This window comes from Flavobacterium sp. GNP001 (genome assembly GCF_054343775.1).
Genome location: NZ_JBTGUX010000001.1, coordinates 1,157,091 through 1,173,453, shown reverse-complemented (window position 1 = coordinate 1,173,453; position 16,363 = coordinate 1,157,091). Strand labels below are relative to the sequence as shown.

General features: G+C 31.5%; 14 protein-coding genes. All 14 read left to right on the top strand.

What is annotated here, in order from left to right; all coding sequences use genetic code 11:
* The first annotated feature begins 270 nt into the window (after positions 1 to 270).
* The 14 genes from ACXX8U_RS04955 to ACXX8U_RS04890 all read left to right on the top strand — a co-directional run bounded on the left by ACXX8U_RS04955 (position 271) and on the right by ACXX8U_RS04890 (position 15,723).
* On the top strand, positions 271 to 1,017 hold the full coding sequence (locus ACXX8U_RS04955) for a hypothetical protein (RefSeq protein ID WP_458564876.1): 747 nt from the start codon (positions 271 to 273) through the stop codon (positions 1,015 to 1,017).
* A gap of 704 nt (positions 1,018 to 1,721) precedes the next feature.
* On the top strand, positions 1,722 to 2,195 hold the full coding sequence (locus tag ACXX8U_RS04950; RefSeq protein ID WP_458564875.1) for a DUF2947 family protein: 474 nt from the start codon (positions 1,722 to 1,724) through the stop codon (positions 2,193 to 2,195).
* A gap of 7 nt (positions 2,196 to 2,202) precedes the next feature.
* Positions 2,203 to 2,538, top strand: a complete 336-nt coding sequence (locus tag ACXX8U_RS04945) for a hypothetical protein (protein ID WP_458564874.1) — start codon at positions 2,203 to 2,205, stop codon at positions 2,536 to 2,538.
* 153 nt (positions 2,539 to 2,691) lie between these two features.
* Positions 2,692 to 3,291, top strand: a complete 600-nt coding sequence (locus ACXX8U_RS04940; RefSeq protein ID WP_458564873.1) for a hypothetical protein — start codon at positions 2,692 to 2,694, stop codon at positions 3,289 to 3,291.
* A 674-nt stretch (positions 3,292 to 3,965) separates the two neighbouring features.
* A complete protein-coding gene (locus tag ACXX8U_RS04935) occupies positions 3,966 to 4,397 on the top strand; it encodes a hypothetical protein (protein WP_458564872.1) in 432 nt (143 codons plus the stop codon).
* A gap of 675 nt (positions 4,398 to 5,072) precedes the next feature.
* Complete coding sequence (locus ACXX8U_RS04930; RefSeq protein WP_458564871.1) at positions 5,073 to 5,945, top strand: hypothetical protein; 873 nt, start codon at positions 5,073 to 5,075, stop codon at positions 5,943 to 5,945.
* A gap of 129 nt (positions 5,946 to 6,074) precedes the next feature.
* Positions 6,075 to 6,644 (top strand): hypothetical protein, encoded by a 570-nt coding sequence (locus ACXX8U_RS04925; protein WP_458564870.1) that lies wholly within the window; start codon positions 6,075 to 6,077, stop codon positions 6,642 to 6,644.
* 1,279 nt (positions 6,645 to 7,923) lie between these two features.
* Positions 7,924 to 9,018: a hypothetical protein gene (locus tag ACXX8U_RS04920; protein WP_458564869.1), complete on the top strand. Its 1,095-nt coding sequence runs from the start codon at positions 7,924 to 7,926 to the stop codon at positions 9,016 to 9,018.
* A 648-nt stretch (positions 9,019 to 9,666) separates the two neighbouring features.
* Entirely contained in the window at positions 9,667 to 10,269 is a 603-nt protein-coding gene (locus tag ACXX8U_RS04915; protein WP_458564868.1) for a hypothetical protein, read from the top strand.
* A 162-nt stretch (positions 10,270 to 10,431) separates the two neighbouring features.
* Positions 10,432 to 11,079, top strand: coding sequence for a hypothetical protein (locus ACXX8U_RS04910; RefSeq protein WP_458564867.1), 648 nt, complete (start codon positions 10,432 to 10,434; stop codon positions 11,077 to 11,079).
* Positions 11,080 to 11,759: 680 nt separating this feature from the next.
* Complete coding sequence (locus ACXX8U_RS04905) at positions 11,760 to 12,374, top strand: hypothetical protein (protein WP_458564866.1); 615 nt, start codon at positions 11,760 to 11,762, stop codon at positions 12,372 to 12,374.
* Between the two features lie 280 nt (positions 12,375 to 12,654).
* Entirely contained in the window at positions 12,655 to 13,362 is a 708-nt protein-coding gene (locus ACXX8U_RS04900) for a hypothetical protein (protein ID WP_458564865.1), read from the top strand.
* 158 nt (positions 13,363 to 13,520) lie between these two features.
* Positions 13,521 to 14,057, top strand: coding sequence for a hypothetical protein (locus ACXX8U_RS04895; RefSeq protein ID WP_458564864.1), 537 nt, complete (start codon positions 13,521 to 13,523; stop codon positions 14,055 to 14,057).
* 1,306 nt (positions 14,058 to 15,363) lie between these two features.
* On the top strand, positions 15,364 to 15,723 hold the full coding sequence (locus ACXX8U_RS04890; RefSeq protein WP_458564863.1) for a hypothetical protein: 360 nt from the start codon (positions 15,364 to 15,366) through the stop codon (positions 15,721 to 15,723).
* The last annotated feature ends 640 nt before the right edge of the window (positions 15,724 to 16,363 follow it).

Here is a 16,363-nt window from a genome sequence, read left to right as displayed (position 1 = left end):
ATTGCTTTTTTATGCTTAAAATTGCATTGTCAAATTTCATAAAGTCAATAAATACAACACTTTAAGTGCAATTGAGAACTGGCAGTTATAAAATGAGGATAACAGCCGTTTCAAGAAATGGCGAGGCACGGGATTTATCAGAAATTGGAAAGGTAATTAATTAAAAGTTTTGTCTATATTTGTGAAGGCTTGGTCTTGGTTCATCGCCACTTCTTGAAGCCGCGACACGTTATGCCTAAGCTTAGGACCGACTCAACACAAGAAAAGACAATGAGAAAAAAACTAATATTATTGACAACTGTTTTGACAATTTTGATTTCTTGTAACCGAACAGAAAACAAAGAAATTAATAGTTCTGTTTATTCTGTTAGAACTGTAAATAAGGGTAATGTAGAAAAAAACCACAAAACAGATACTCTTGAGATAGCACAGACAGATCTTGGGCTTGGATTAGTTGTGATAAACTTTGACGACAAAACGACCTTACAATTCTATTCGACACCTAACGATAAAGAAGCCAAAAGAACAATTCAGTTTTTTAACGACAAGACAATTAATAGTTGGAATATTCGTGACCTTGACAAACAAAAAAAATGGTTAAAACCAGAGATTCTGTGGCTTGACTACTCCCAATTCGTTTTTCGCTGCATAGCAGTTCAGGACAATTGGTTAAAAGTTATGGTTAACAATGAATCCGAAGAAACTTTATGGCTCAAAAAAAGCGACTTGACAACTTTTAGAGATTGGGGAAACTTTTTAAAGGAAATGTTCGGAGTTGCAAGAATAATTGACAAGCAACAAAAAATTAGAACTTTACCATCTGAAAGTTCAGAAGAAATTATGTACGAAGGACAAGACTGTTTTCAAGTAAAATCAATAAAAGGAGATTGGATTGAAATTTTTACGGCAGATTATTGTGACGAAAGCTACACAGAAAGCGAAACGAAAATAAAATCAGGTTGGATAAAGTGGAGACAAGGAAATAAACTATTAATTGAATATTTCACAACGAGCTGACAAACAAATGAAAAAAAAGCCTAGGCATAACACACGCTACAAGCAATTTGGGTATTAGGCTTAATGGAAAAATGGTTTTGTAGTTGGGTATTTCAGCTAATCCGAAAAATAGCGCTAATTTAGTCCCAAACCGCGTGTAGCGCGGGAACGTTATGTGCAATTATGAGCTCGAAACCTGATAAATAGCTTAAAATTGGATTAAAAAGGAAAACGTTTAAAGCGGAAAATAAAGAATTTAATTTTTCGTCAAGCCTTGCAAACGAGATTTGCTGAAAATGTATTTTCAAAGCGAAGACGCTTAAAGGGCTTGCCAAAGTTATAAGAAAAAAACCAGAAAGTCAAGTGTTTTTTTATTCTAACTAATTAAACGTTAGACTTTAGCAATTTTTAAGCTAAGATTTTAAAAGACTACTCCTATCCGTACGGTAGGATAAGATCAATCTTTTAAAATCATTTATCTAGTTTTCTCACATCCTAACTGTTCCTGCTTTTCTTTTCGCGGCAGAAAAGAAAACAGCACATAACACGGGCTAAGAGAAATGCCTTGCGCTTTCCTGGAGAAAATAGTACAAACTAAAAAATTTGACTATTTTAGCTAAAAATAGGAAAGCAGCCGAAAAAAGGCACTTCTCCTAGCCCGAAACCGTTAACTGCCATTTTACCAAACCGAGAAGAATTAAGAAAATAATTTAAAAACAGAAAATTTGAATATAGAAATAAATATTAATGAAGTTATTTCTTTAAAAGATTTTGAATTAGGATGGAGATTTGAAAAAACTCATAATCCAAATATAACAGAATTAGAAAAGCAACAAATTCAACCATTATCTGAATCTGAATCGAAACGATTAAACAAAATCATCGATTACTTTGAAATTGAACAAAACTTATTAGAAAAATATTCTCAAACAGATTGGTTTAGTGCGAATTCTGAAAATAATCTAAAAATTGAAAGGTTTAGAAATGAACTTGAAAGAATTATTAAACCTTGGGATGAAGAAATAATAATAACTTGGAAAAGAGGTGTAACATTAAAAACAACTAAAAATATATTTTTAAAATATTGGACTGATTTCCTATATCCAAGTTCAGATGATGTTACAATTATTTCTAAAAAAACGAATTGGATAATTTTTTATCGACATTTTGAAGTTGCAAATATTTGGACAAAAAAATAGAAAAAAAATGATGTCAAAAAAACAATTATTATTACTCTTTCTAATATCGTCTGAACCAGGAATAAGAGGAATTTATTCACTGACAAAATTTTTTAATAGAGTAGATTTTCCAGCAAGAATTGAAGAAAGTCTTAACCATTTAATTGAAAACAACCTAATAATCGTTTCTGAAAACTATGAAAATGGAACTGCAAAAGAATTTCAAATTTCAGAAAAAGGCAGAATGATTTTAATAAACGAATTCATTGATTCCGAAATCATTGATTATGTAAAAGAATTGGACGAGCCAAAATTAATTTTAGAAATTACAGAAATATACATAAAGAAAAAAAACGGCAGTTAACAGGCGTTTGGCAAGATTGCGAATTTTGTAGTAAATTCACGTTTATTTCTCGCAAGAAATTTTATCTTTGATAGAAAATAATCGGTTCCGAACTTCGCAACCTCGCCAAGCGCCGGACCGTTAGCGGATAGACTACCAAAATTGCGGTAAAATATGAAAATACCAAAAAAAAGAACATTAATCGATACAAAAAATATATTCATAATCTCAATGCTTGTAATTATTATTACAATATTATGCGTTTGGTTTTATGGAATTGGAAAACACAAAACAGTTATTGAAAACTCATTGATTTCAACTTCAATTATTTCAGTTGCTTTTTTCCTTTTCATCTCAATTAGTTTATTTAACGGAACTAAACTGAAAGACAATGTTGGAAAAATAAATGATAAAATAGAGTCAAAAAAATTAGACATCTTAAAAGATTTAACACCGACGAATTTAAATGGGTTGGAACTTGGAGCAGATATTGGGGAAGGTATTGGAGGAATTATTATAAGCATAATTTTATGGATTATTGTCACTATTGTTTTAAGTTTTTTATTTTACGCATTAGGAACAATGATTTGGTTTTCAATTTTAGTATTTCTAGGAATGTTGTATTGGATATTTTTTAGAGCTTTGAGATTAATATTTAAAAAATCTGCTGAATGTAGCGGGAATTTTGAACTGAGTTTATTTTACGGAATTGCATATACAATTTTATATAATTTTTGGATTTACGGAATAATTCTGTTGACAAAAATATATTAAAAATGAAAAAAGTCCATCCGCTAACAGGCGTTTGGCAAGATTGCGAATTTTGTAGTAAATTCACGTTTATTTCTCGCAAGAAATTTTATCTTTGATAGAAAATAATCAGTTCCGAACTTCGCAACCTCGCCAAGCGCCGGAACGTTATGTGCAATTATGAGCTCGAAACCTGATAAATAGCTTAAAATTGGATTAAAAAGGAAAACGTTTAAAGCGGAAAATAAAGAATTTAATTTTTCGTCAAGCCTTGCAAACGAGATTTGCTGAAAATGTATTTTCAAAGCGAAGACGCTTAAAGGGCTTGCCAAAGTTATAAGAAAAAAACCAGAAAGTCAAGTGTTTTTTTATTCTAACTAATTAAACGTTAGACTTTAGCAATTTTTAAGCTAAGATTTTAAAAGACTACTCCTATCCGTACGGTAGGATAAGATCAATCTTTTAAAATCATTTATCTAGTTTTCTCACATCCTAACTGTTCCTGCTTTTCTTTTCGCGGCAGAAAAGAAAACAGCACATAACACGGGCTAAGAGAAATGCCTTGCGCTTTCCTGGAGAAAATAGTACAAACTAAAAAATTTGACTATTTTAGCTCAAAATAGGAAAGCAGCCGAAAAAAGGCACTTCTCCTAGCCCGAAACCGTTACCAGCAATAGAACCGCAACTAACCGCTTAAAATGAAAATCTCCAAAACTATCTTAGAAACTATATTACCAATTACAGTTGGAACGTTGCTTTTTATCTCATACTTTTTTGTTTCTGACAAGTTTGCGACAAACGAAGCTGAATTAGAAACGTGTGAAAGATATGAATTGAGTACTTCAGTATATTTAATATTCGCATTTGTAATAATATTAATTTCAAGCTTGTATCAAATAGTTGTTGGAAATTGGATTCTGAAAAGAAACTGGAATAAGTTTGTGTTAAACATTGTAAACAGCATAGTTTTTAGCATAATTTTCGTCTTAATATTTATTGGAATGAAATTTTTTAATGGTAAGACAATCGAAGTAAAGTTTAGCGCTGGATTATTTTTAGCAATGTTACTTTTAGGATTGCTAATCTCAGTATTGAAAAGTATTACCGAAAAGTATTCGAACAAATTTTGAGGAATAAAATCTACTGCTGGTAACAGGCGTTTGGCAAGATTGCGAATTTTGTAGTAAATACACGTTTATTTCTCGCAAGAAATTTTATTTTTGATAGAAAATAATCGGTTCCGAACTTCGCAACCTCGCCAAGCGCCGGGACGTTATGTGCAATTATGAGCTCGAAACCTGATAAATAGCTTAAAATTGGATTAAAAAGGAAAACGTTTAAAGCGGAAAATAAAGAATTTAATTTTTCGTCAAGCCTTGCAAACGAGATTTGCTGAAAATGTATTTTCAAAGCGAAGACGCTTAAAGGGCTTGCCAAAGTTATAAGAAAAAAACCAGAAAGTCAAGTGTTTTTTTATTCTAACTAATTAAACGTTAGACTTTAGCAATTTTTAAGCTAAGATTTTAAAAGACTACTCCTATCCGTACGGTAGGATAAGATCAATCTTTTAAAATCATTTATCTAGTTTTCTCACATCCTAACTGTTCCTGCTTTTCTTTTCGCGGCAGAAAAGAAAACAGCACATAACACGGGCTAAGAGAAATGCCTTGCGCTTTCCTGGAGAAAATAGTACAAACTAAAAAATTTGACTATTTTAGCTAAAAATAGGAAAGCAGCCGAAAAAAGGCACTTCTCCTAGCCCGAAACCGTTAGTGGCAAGTTCCCAAGATTGCGAAAAATACAATATGAAACATAAAATCTTAATATTCTTTTTAACTATATTCCTTAACTGCTATTCTCAAAAAATAGAAAAGAGAATTGGTGCTTTCAAAATTAAAAAAGAAAGTTTCTTAATCGAAAAGAAAAAAAAAATTAGTAAATCAGATTTTTATTTCAATTCTTCTGGAATGATTCTGGAAAAAATTAAATATGGAAAACATCATTTTAATAAACTTAATACCATAGGTGAAATTGAGCAATTTTTATATTCAAATGATAAATTAGAATTAACGAGAAAATATATTTCAGATTGTCAAAATTGCTCGTATTATCAATACTATTCAAAATTAAAATACAATTTTGATAATAAGTTAATAAACCAAAATACATTTCGAGGAGAAAATGATTCTCTTTTTATGTCGGCTCAATATATCTATAAACCAAAAATTGAGGAAATTCATTTTAATTCGTTAACGTATTATGAAAATAAATATGATAATGAAAATAGAATTATTGAACAGAATCAAATCTTTGAGAAAACTAATAAAATTAGATGGAAAAAAGAATTTGCATATTTAAAAAATAAAAGAGTATGTAAATTTCAAACTTATTATGGTGATAACAATGAAAATTCTGAAGTAGAAATTACAACCTATAATTCTGAAAATGAAATAATTTCGAGAGAAACATTTCGAGAAAAAAACAAAACAAGACTTCAATATTACTACAATAAACGCGGAATTATTGAAGAAATAGAAGAATATGAAAGTATTGAAAAAAGTGAATATGAATTAAAATATAGCACAAAATTTAAAATCTGTAAAAAAATAAAAAATATTAATAAAAAAGTCATTGAAGAGATAAACAAAGAACTTATTGGAGAAAAAACCAGCCACTAACAGGCGTTTGGCAAGATTGCGAATTTTGTAGTAAATTCACGTTTATTTCTCGCAAGAAATTTTATTTTTGATAGAAAATAATCGGTTCCGAAGTTCGCAACCTCGCCAAGCGCCGGAACGTTAGTGGTAATGCCTCAAGAAAACGAGAAAATGAGTAGAAGAAACAAACAAAATTCATTAACAAAAAGAAAAAAAAATGAACCACAAAAGTTAATTTATATTTTCTTGATTGGTTTAGTTGCGATGTTTTCATTTGTTTATTCGTTGAGAGAATATAATAACTTTACAATTATTAGCTTTAAAATTTTGGTTTTTATATTTCTAATATCAGGTATTATAATTTCAAGTATATTTTATCTTTCAAGAGAAAAAGAAAGCAAGAAAAATGTAAAATTGTATGATTATTTCGCATTAAAAACAATCACTTATGGTTCTATTTTTTGTTCAATATTTTTTCTCACAAATAAATATTTATCAACTGAAAAAGAATATTTAGTTAAATCATTAATATTAGAAAAGCATAAGGAATATAGAAATTCGCCGAATTATATCATTACAGAAATAAAAGGAACGGAAAGAGAAATTAACATTCATAATTATAGTTTTGAAGAACTATCGGAATTTAACAAAATAGAAATTAAAATGAAAAAAGGTTTTTGGGGTTTTCAAATTATTACAGAAATAAAATTAACAAAATAGAATTGAAACAAGCACTACCACTAACAGGCGTTTGGCAAGATTGCGAATTTTGTAGTAAATTCACGTTTATTTCTCGCAAGAAATTTTATCTTTAGCAGAAAATAATCGGTTCCGAAGTTCGCAACCTCGCCAAGCGCCGGAACGTTATGTGCAATTATGAGCTCGAAACCTGATAAATAGCTTAAAATTGGATTAAAAAGGAAAACGTTTAAAGCGGAAAATAAAGAATTTAATTTTTCGTCAAGCCTTGCAAACGAGATTTGCTGAAAATGTATTTTCAAAGCGAAGACGCTTAAAGGGCTTGCCAAAGTTATAAGAAAAAAACCAGAAAGTCAAGTGTTTTTTTATTCTAACTAATTAAACGTTAGACTTTAGCAATTTTTAAGCTAAGATTTTAAAAGACTACTCCTATCCGTACGGTAGGATAAGATCAATCTTTTAAAATCATTTATCTAGTTTTCTCACATCCTAACTGTTCCTGCTTTTCTTTTCGCGGCAGAAAAGAAAACAGCACATAACACGGGCTAAGAGAAATGCCTTGCGCTTTCCTGGAGAAAATAGTACAAACTAAAAAATTTGACTATTTTAGCTCAAAATAGGAAAGCAGCCGAAAAAAGGCACTTCTCCTAGCCCGAAACCGTTGTAGGTCAGTTGTGCCGAAATTACGCAGAAATCTATTTTAAGTTTACAAATTGTTTTCGCAAGATAAAACGCCGACGCTAAATAGCTGCTTAAAATTCAGAAAAGCAGAATCCTGAAAAGCAGAATCCTGAAAAGCAGAATCCTGAAAAGTGGAAACCGAAAAGTGGAAACCGAAAAGTGGAAACTGAAAAGCAGAAACTGAAAAGCAGAAACTGAAAAGCAGAGACTGAAAAGCAGAGACTGAAAAGCAGAAACTGAAAAGCAGAAACTGAAAAGCAGAAACTGAAAAGCAGGAACCGAAAAGCAGAAACTGAAAAGCAGAAACTGAAAAGTGGAAACTGAAAAAATAGAAACCGAAAAGTGGAAACTGTAATGTTGAAACAAAAATGCAACAACCGAAAAGCAGGCGCAGAAAATAGCAAAATAGAATTACGTTAGTTTAGTAATTTCTACTTCACAACCGCCCTACAACACACACTACAAGCGATTTGGGTATCTGTCTTGACGGGAAAATGGTTTTGTATTTGGGAATTTTGGCTAATCCGAAAAATAACGCTAATTTAGTCCCAAACCGCGTGTAGCGCGGGAACGTTGGCAGAAATATTACCAAAAAAACCGCAAAATAGAATAACTACTTATGGAAGAAAGTTTAAAAACTTACGAGAAAAATATTGAAAAAAAACATAGTTTTGGTTGGACACCAAAATATGAAGAAGAATTTAGAACTAACTTAAATGAAAAAGTTTTTATACCAATTGCAGAAAAAACGTTTGAAAAACTCGATTGGGATTTAGTTTTTAAAGACGACACAAATATTGAAGCAAAAAGGAAAGAAAGTAGTTTAGGATTTGAAAAATGGACAGAGTCTATTACAATTTCATATAGCCACGGAAAAATTAATGTAAAAAGTGAATCTTTGGGAAATGAAATGTGGGATAATGGTAGAAACTCAAAAAGAGTGAAATTATTTATTCACGCATTTAAGGAAACAGAAAAAAGTTTTGACAGAGAATCTCTTGAAAAATTAGAACTTGAAGTTGAAAGAAAAAATAATTGGGATGATTATGTTATTCCTGAAAATTTGCCAAAACCAAATGAAATCAAAAAACCAAATTTTGTAATTCCGATAGTTGGTGGAATTTTCGTATCTATTGTTTTAGCGTTCGTTTTAGCCAAAGTTTCTGTAAGTGGAATTTACATAATTGGTTTATTTGAGGTTTTGGTTGCAGTAGCAATCGGTTTTTCTTTAAAATATCTTATCAAATTGTCAAATTTTACAGAGTTTTTAAAACTTAAGTATTTATTGATTGGAATGATAATTCTAATTTATGTTTTAAATCAGTATTTCCAATATGAAATAATTTTAAGAGAAAATAACTACGACAGAATAGGATTTTTTGAATTTATTAAATTAAGATTTGAACAAGGAGTGACAATAAAAAAACTTAATACAGGTTGGATTGGGTTAATTATAAGTTGGGTTTTACAAATTGTGATAACTTACTATGTTGGATTGTTGAGGCTTATCACAAGTATTACATCCTATCAATTAGAAAGAATTCCAATGGAAGTCGTTGATTTCGCATTTTATCATTTTGTAAAAGAAAAAACAGAAGAGCAAGTTAGAAATGAATTAAAAAATAAAGGTTGGACTGAAAAGCAAAATCAAGACGAGGTGTTTGAAGCCATTGAAGCAATTTACGGTGCGAATGAACTGAATCGTATGAAATAAATACTTCTGCCAACACACGTTTGGCGCAATTGCGAATTTTGTAGTAAATTCACGTTTACGTTTCGCAAGAAATATTATCTTTAACAGAAAATAATCAGTTCCGAAGTTCGCAACTGACGCCAAGCGTGGGAACGTTATGTGCAATTATGAGCTCGAAACCTGATAAATAGCTTAAAATTGGATTAAAAAGGAAAACGTTTAAAGCGGAAAATAAAGAATTTAATTTTTCGTCAAGCCTTGCAAACGAGATTTGCTGAAAATGTATTTTCAAAGCGAAGACGCTTAAAGGGCTTGCCAAAGTTATAAGAAAAAAACCAGAAAGTCAAGTGTTTTTTTATTCTAACTAATTAAACGTTAGACTTTAGCAATTTTTAAGCTAAGATTTTAAAAGACTACTCCTATCCGTACGGTAGGATAAGATCAATCTTTTAAAATCATTTATCTAGTTTTCTCACATCCTAACTGTTCCTGCTTTTCTTTTCGCGGCAGAAAAGAAAACAGCACATAACACGGGCTAAGAGAAATGCCTTGCGCTTTCCTGGAGAAAATAGTACAAACTAAAAAATTTGACTATTTTAGCTCAAAATAGGAAAGCAGCCGAAAAAAGGCACTTCTCCTAGCCCGAAACCGTTAGCAACCATATCAGAAATGAAGCAACTAAATATCATAATTATAATTTTGACTTTCATCTTTTTTGGATGTGAAAAAAAAGTCTCTGAAGCGGAATTTGAACAAAATGTCTTTGACGAAGTGTTTATAAAGATTGTAGATTCAACCTACATCGACAAAAGACTTTATACTCTTTTTCCAAAACAAGGAAAACCTATCTATGACAAAAAAGGCAAATGGATAGGTTTGGATTCGACAGGGCAAAAACAAAGAGATAAAGAGTGTGAAATTAAAAGGACAGCTTTGAAAAAAGACACACTTAATCTTGTTATTGCAGTTGGAAATGACGGTATAATAAACAGCAAAACTAACGTCGAAAAATACAACAATAAAAAATTTATTTTTAAGCATTTTGATGAACTTCCCAAAGTTGAAGAATATAAAAATTGGGAAACTAAATATCCAAAATTTGCTGGTACAATGTCTTTCTCTCATATAAAATTCGATGCCAAAAAAGAATCTGGTGTTTTAAATGTAAGTTATAGTTGTGGCGGAAAATGTGGCTTAGGATATTCAGTTGTCATCAAAAAAATAAAGAATAAATGGTTTATTGCTAAAATTGAGGAAACCTGGATTTCATAAAGATACGGTTGCTAACACACGCTACAAGCAATTTGGGGATTTGGCTTAATGGAAAAATTGGTTTGTATTTGTGATGATTTGGCAAATCCGAATAATGGGCTTAATTTAGTCCCAAACTGCCTGTAGCGCGGGAACGTTATGAGCCATTAATCAAGAAATTCGGTGAAAAGACAACATTTATTTACATTGTTAATTATTACAGCATTTTCTTCTTGTTCAGAAGAGAAGGAAACTGTTTTTTGGAATTGGTTTTCAGCAAACGAATACAAAATTTATGACAATCTGGAACACTTGACAATGAACGACCCGATAGTCGATGAGTTAGCTGAAAAACTAAAGGAAGTTGACAGCAATCTGGTATTTGAAATTGGCCCGAAAAAAGTTAATGGAAAAGCCGAGATTTCTATATCTGCGGATGGTATGGAGGAATCCTTTTCGTCTGTCATAAACCTTGTCCAACGCAAGCCAGAAATTCACAAGTGGAATATTATCGCTTTTAGACAACGTAATCAGGGTGATGAGTTATACTTGGAATATCAAAATTATAAGATTGGGTATGACGATATCTACTTCGAGTACGAAATGAATCAGAATAGTGAGCTAGATATTAAGTTATACATTTCAAATTATGACAACTCTGGAAATATGCAGAATGCAGTCTTTCTACTATTGGATTCTCTACATGGTGAATATGACGCTGTAAAAAAAATTTCTAGTATTGAATGGTATAATTTATCTGGACACGAGAAAACCAAATTTCATAAATTAGTTGCACTTCGGAAAGTCGTGGATAATATTAACGGCTCATAACAGCTAGTAAGCAATAGTCGGGAATTAGGCTTAAATGAAATATTGTTTTGTATTTGGAAAATTTGTGATAATCCGAAAATAATTGCTTTACTTAGCCCGACCATCGCCTACTAGCAAGACGTTATGTGCAATTATGAGCTCGAAACCTGATAAATAGCTTAAAATTGGATTAAAAAGGAAAACGTTTAAAGCGGAAAATAAAGAATTTAATTTTTCGTCAAGCCTTGCAAACGAGATTTGCTGAAAATGTATTTTCAAAGCGAAGACGCTTAAAGGGCTTGCCAAAGTTATAAGAAAAAAACCAGAAAGTCAAGTGTTTTTTTATTCTAACTAATTAAACGTTAGACTTTAGCAATTTTTAAGCTAAGATTTTAAAAGACTACTCCTATCCGTACGGTAGGATAAGATCAATCTTTTAAAATCATTTATCTAGTTTTCTCACATCCTAACTGTTCCTGCTTTTCTTTTCGCGGCAGAAAAGAAAACAGCACATAACACGGGCTAAGAGAAATGCCTTGCGCTTTCCTGGAGAAAATAGTACAAACTAAAAAATTTGACTATTTTAGCTCAAAATAGGAAAGCAGCCGAAAAAAGGCACTTCTCCTAGCCCGAAACCGTTAGCGGATATTTTCGAGAAACCGAAACTTAAATAAATATAAAAACTATTAATTGAATATTTCTTGAGAAAAAAACGAAACCAAAAGATAACAGAAAATAGAAAGTATTTTAACAATGAGAAAAAAATAGAACGAATTCATTATTTTCTTTTAGTATTTTCTTTGATTTTTTGCGTTGTAAATTTAGTATTTATCGAAAGTGAAACTATTGGACACGATGAAAAATATGAAATTTATATATTTTGGTTGCCAATAATTGTAGGAATATTTTTTTTCGGAATTTACAGAAAAGATTTTTTAATTAGAAAGTATTTAAGTTTTAAGGAAACATATGCCAAAATATATGTGATTGGATTTTATTTTGTACAAGGAATTTTGGTTTCATATTTAAGTTTCGGACAAATAGCAAGTGTAATATGGAATTGCATAAATAAATTTGAAGCAAAAAAAAATCAAACTGAAATAATAACTTGTAAAGTTACTGGGTTTTACACAAAAAAAAATCCAACTGTAAGTTTTAATTTTAAAAATCAAACTGAAGTTTTCAATGTTAGTTCTGAAACAAATCGTGATAATTATGATCGCAATCCAAAAGATTATGAAATAGAAATAAGTGTGAAAAAAGGAATTTGGAATTACTATATAGTTGAACATTGGGAATTAAAAAACATCCGGTAACACACGCTACAAGCAATTTGGGTATTAGGCTTAATTTAAAAAATGGTCTTGTATTTGGAAGATTTGGCAAATCCGAAGAATGGGCTTAATTTAGTCCCAAACTACTTGTAGCGCGGGAACGTTAGCGGCAAGACCACAACATTGCACAAAAAAAGACTTACCAGTTTTGATAAGTCTTCTTTGTTTTCTTGAACTTGGTTACGTTATCCGAAGATAAGAGGCTTGACCAAGCATCACAGGACAAAATTAAGTATATTTGTCGATATAACCAAATAAAAATATGAAATATAACGATTTTACTAAATTCTTTTCAAATTCAAGAATAAATAGATATTATGTTGCGTGTGGAAATTCCAAGCCTAAAGCAGCCAAACTTTACAAAGCAAATTTAAAAATTGCACAAGCTTTTCACCCATTATTAGGAGTATTAGAAGTAGTATTAAGAAATAGCATAAATGATGTTCTATCCAGCCATTTCGGAGATAATGATTGGATAATTAATCAGAAAGCAGGATTTATGATTGACCCATCATTAACTTTTACATATAAGAAAACTGGAACAGTTAAAACAAACAACTATCTCTTACGAGAAGTTAAAAAAGCTGAAAGCAGATTGAGAAAATCGGGAACTGCGATAACAAGTGGTAAGGTTTTATCCGAACAAACATTGGGATTTTGGACTGATCTTTTTGCAGTTCATAATTATAAAATATTAAGAGGTAAGCCAATTAAAATTTTCACATCGCTTCCTGCTGGTCATGGAAGAAAACAAGTAACAGATGAGTTAAATAATATAAGGCGATTTAGAAATAGAATCAATCATAATGAACCTATTTGTTTTTCTGGAATAGTAATTGACTTTGCTGACACAGAAGAGGTCTATCAATCTATAGTAAATTTATTAAATTGGATTAATCCTGAACTCATTAAGTTTTGTTCCGATATAGATAAAGTTAATAAAAGTATAGAATCTGCAAGAAAAATATAATGTCCTGCCGCTAACAGCCGTTTCTCGCAATTTCGAATTTTGTGGTAATTCACGTTTGCGTTTCGCAAGAATTTTTATCTTTAACGGAAAATAATTCGTTCCGAAGTTCGCAACTGACGAGAAGCGGCGGAACGTTGGCAGTAATTTTAAAAATCCGAATGAAAAAGACATTTATCTTATTATTTACATTTTTTTTATTTTCTTGTAGTTCAGAATTTAAAGTAATTGAAAAACCGACAGACTACTCCGAAATAATAAAACGAAGACAAATAGTTGGTGCCAAATTTTCTGAAAATGGAGACTGTTTTATGCGTTTACAACACGTAAAAAGATTTACACCAAACCTTGACGAAATTAAAAATACCGAAAATATTTTGAGGAAAAATATTCGAAAAACTAATTCAAAAAAAATCAATCAAGGAGACGGTTGTCCAAGAATTCATAATAACCTAAATCTTTTTAGAAGACAATATTGGGGCTATTATAACGAAAAGAATGAAAAAGTGATTTACGTAACTTTTAATAAAAATAAACTCAGACTTATAGAAAAGATTAAAGGTTTTCAAAAAGACGAAAGTGATAGATGGAAAAAGGAAAGGGAAAGTTGGGAAGATGGTTGCAGTAATCATTGGGAAATTAAAATTAACTTAACAACAAAAGAATTATTTGAATTTGGAGTTAATGGAATTGGATAAAAAAACTACTGCCAACACACGCTACAAGCGATTTGGGCATTTGTCTTGACGGGAAAATGGTTTTGTATTTGCGAATTTGGGCTAATCCGAAAAATAACGCTAATTTAGTCCCAAACCGCTTGTAGCGCGGGAACGTTGTAGGTCAGTTGTGCCGAAATTACGCAGAAATCTATTTTAAGTTTACAAATTGTTTTCGCAAGATAAAAACGCCGACGCTAAATAGCTGCTTAAAATTCAGAAAAGCAGAATCCTGAAAAGCAGAATCCTGAAAAGCAGAAACTGAAAAGCAGAAACTGAAAAGCAGAAACTGAAAAGCAGAAACTGAAAAGCAGAAACTGAAAAGCAGAAACTGAAAAGCAGAAACTGAAAAGCAGAAACTGAAAAGCAGAAACTGAAAAGCAGAAACTGAAAAGCAGAAACTGAAAAGCAGAAACTGAAAAGCAGGAACCGAAAAGCAGGAACCGAAAAGCAGGAACTGAAAAGTGGAAACTGAAAAAATAGAAACCGAAAAGTGGAAACTGTAATGTTGAAACAAAAATGCAACAACCGAAAAGCAGGCGCAGAAAATAGCAAAATAGAATTAAGTTAGTTTAGTAATTTCTACTTCACAACCGCCCTACAACACACGCTACAAGCGATTTGGGTATCTGTCTTGACGGGGAAATGGTTTTGTATTTGGGAATTTTGGCTAATCCGAAAAATAACGCTAATTTAGTCCCAAACCGCGTGTAGCGCGGGAACGTTGTAGGTCAGTTGTGCCGAAATTACGCAGAAATCTATTTTAAGTTTACAAATTGTTTTCGCAAGATAAAAACGCCGACGCTAAATAGCTGCTTAAAATTCAGAAAAGCAGAATCCTGAAAAGCAGAATCCTGAAAAGCAGAATCCTGAAAAGTGGAAACCGAAAAGTGGAAACCGAAAAGTGGAAACCGAAAAGTGGAAACTGAAAAGCAGAAACTGAAAAGCAGGAACTGAAAAGCAGAAACTGAAAAGTGGAAACTGAAAAAATAGAAACCGAAAAGTGGAAACTGTAATGTTGAAACAAAAATGCAACAACCGAAAAGCAGGCGCAGAAAATAGCAAAATAGAATTAAGTTAGTTTAGTAATTTCTACTTCACAACCGCCCTACAACACACGCTACAAGCGATTTGGGTATCTGTCTTGACGGGAAAATGGTTTTGTATTTGGGAATTTTGGCTAATCCGAAAAATAACGCTAATTTAGTCCCAAACCGCGTGTAGCGCGGGAACGTTATGCGGTATATCACGCCAAATGCAGAAAATCGACCAAAATAGATACTTGAAAATGGGAATACTTGAAAAAATATTTGGAAAGCCGAAACCGAAAAATCCTGAAGATAATTTTATAGTGACAATTACTGATGAATTCATTAGAGTCGAGCATCCGAAAAGAGAAACCGAAGAAATTTTATGGAATGATATTGAAGAAATAAAATTAATAAATACTGATGCGGGACCTTTTGCACCTGATGTTTGGTTAGCATTGCTTGGCAACAACTCAGGATGCCTAATTCCACAAGGCGCTAAAGGATTTGAAACTGTTTATGATATTATATCAAAATATGAAAATTTCAATTTTGAAAATTTTATTTCTTCAATGTCATGTACTGATAATGAAGAGTTTTTATTGTGGAAAAAGAAATAAATACACCGCATAACAGCTAGTAAGCAATAGTCGGGAATTAGGCTGAAATGAAAATGGTTTTTTACTTGGAAAAATAGTGATTATCCGAAATAATGGCTTTACTTAGCCCGACCATCGCCTACTAGCGGGACGTTATATGCCACTTATCTGCGGCAAAAAACATAAATTCGTCGAACATCACTTCTACCCTACTTTTCGACTTTAAAACGCAACGGAATAATTCTGAAAAGTAGAAACTGAAAAGTAGAAACTGAAAAGCAGAAACTGAAAAGCAGAAACTGAAAAGCAGAAACTGAAAAGTGAAAACTGAAAAACGAAACTTGAAAGCAGAAACCGAAAAGCAGAAACCGAAAAGCAGAAACCGAAAAGCAGAAACCAAAAAGTAAAAACTGAAAAGCAGAAACTGAAAAGCAGAAACTGAAAAGCAGAAACTGAAAAGCAGAAACTGAAAAGCAGAAACTGAAAAGCAGAAACTGAAAAGCAGAAACTGAAAAGCAGAAACTGAAAAGCAGAAACTGAAAAGCAAAAACTGAAAAGCAATAACTGAAAAGCAGAAACTGAAAAACAGAAATCGAAAAGCAGAAACCGAAAAGTGATATTTAAAAGTAGAAACCGAAAAGTGGAATCTGAAAAGTGGAAT

Coding starts and splice junctions, on each gene's coding strand:
- ACXX8U_RS04955 (WP_458564876.1), top strand. CDS start 271: ATGAGAAAAAAACTAATATTATTGACAACTGTTTTGACAATTTTGATT.
- ACXX8U_RS04945 (WP_458564874.1), top strand. CDS start 2,203: ATGATGTCAAAAAAACAATTATTATTACTCTTTCTAATATCGTCTGAA.
- ACXX8U_RS04940 (WP_458564873.1), top strand. CDS start 2,692: ATGAAAATACCAAAAAAAAGAACATTAATCGATACAAAAAATATATTC.
- ACXX8U_RS04935 (WP_458564872.1), top strand. CDS start 3,966: ATGAAAATCTCCAAAACTATCTTAGAAACTATATTACCAATTACAGTT.
- ACXX8U_RS04930 (WP_458564871.1), top strand. CDS start 5,073: ATGAAACATAAAATCTTAATATTCTTTTTAACTATATTCCTTAACTGC.
- ACXX8U_RS04925 (WP_458564870.1), top strand. CDS start 6,075: ATGCCTCAAGAAAACGAGAAAATGAGTAGAAGAAACAAACAAAATTCA.
- ACXX8U_RS04920 (WP_458564869.1), top strand. CDS start 7,924: ATGGAAGAAAGTTTAAAAACTTACGAGAAAAATATTGAAAAAAAACAT.
- ACXX8U_RS04915 (WP_458564868.1), top strand. CDS start 9,667: ATGAAGCAACTAAATATCATAATTATAATTTTGACTTTCATCTTTTTT.
- ACXX8U_RS04900 (WP_458564865.1), top strand. CDS start 12,655: ATGAAATATAACGATTTTACTAAATTCTTTTCAAATTCAAGAATAAAT.
- ACXX8U_RS04895 (WP_458564864.1), top strand. CDS start 13,521: ATGAAAAAGACATTTATCTTATTATTTACATTTTTTTTATTTTCTTGT.
- ACXX8U_RS04890 (WP_458564863.1), top strand. CDS start 15,364: ATGGGAATACTTGAAAAAATATTTGGAAAGCCGAAACCGAAAAATCCT.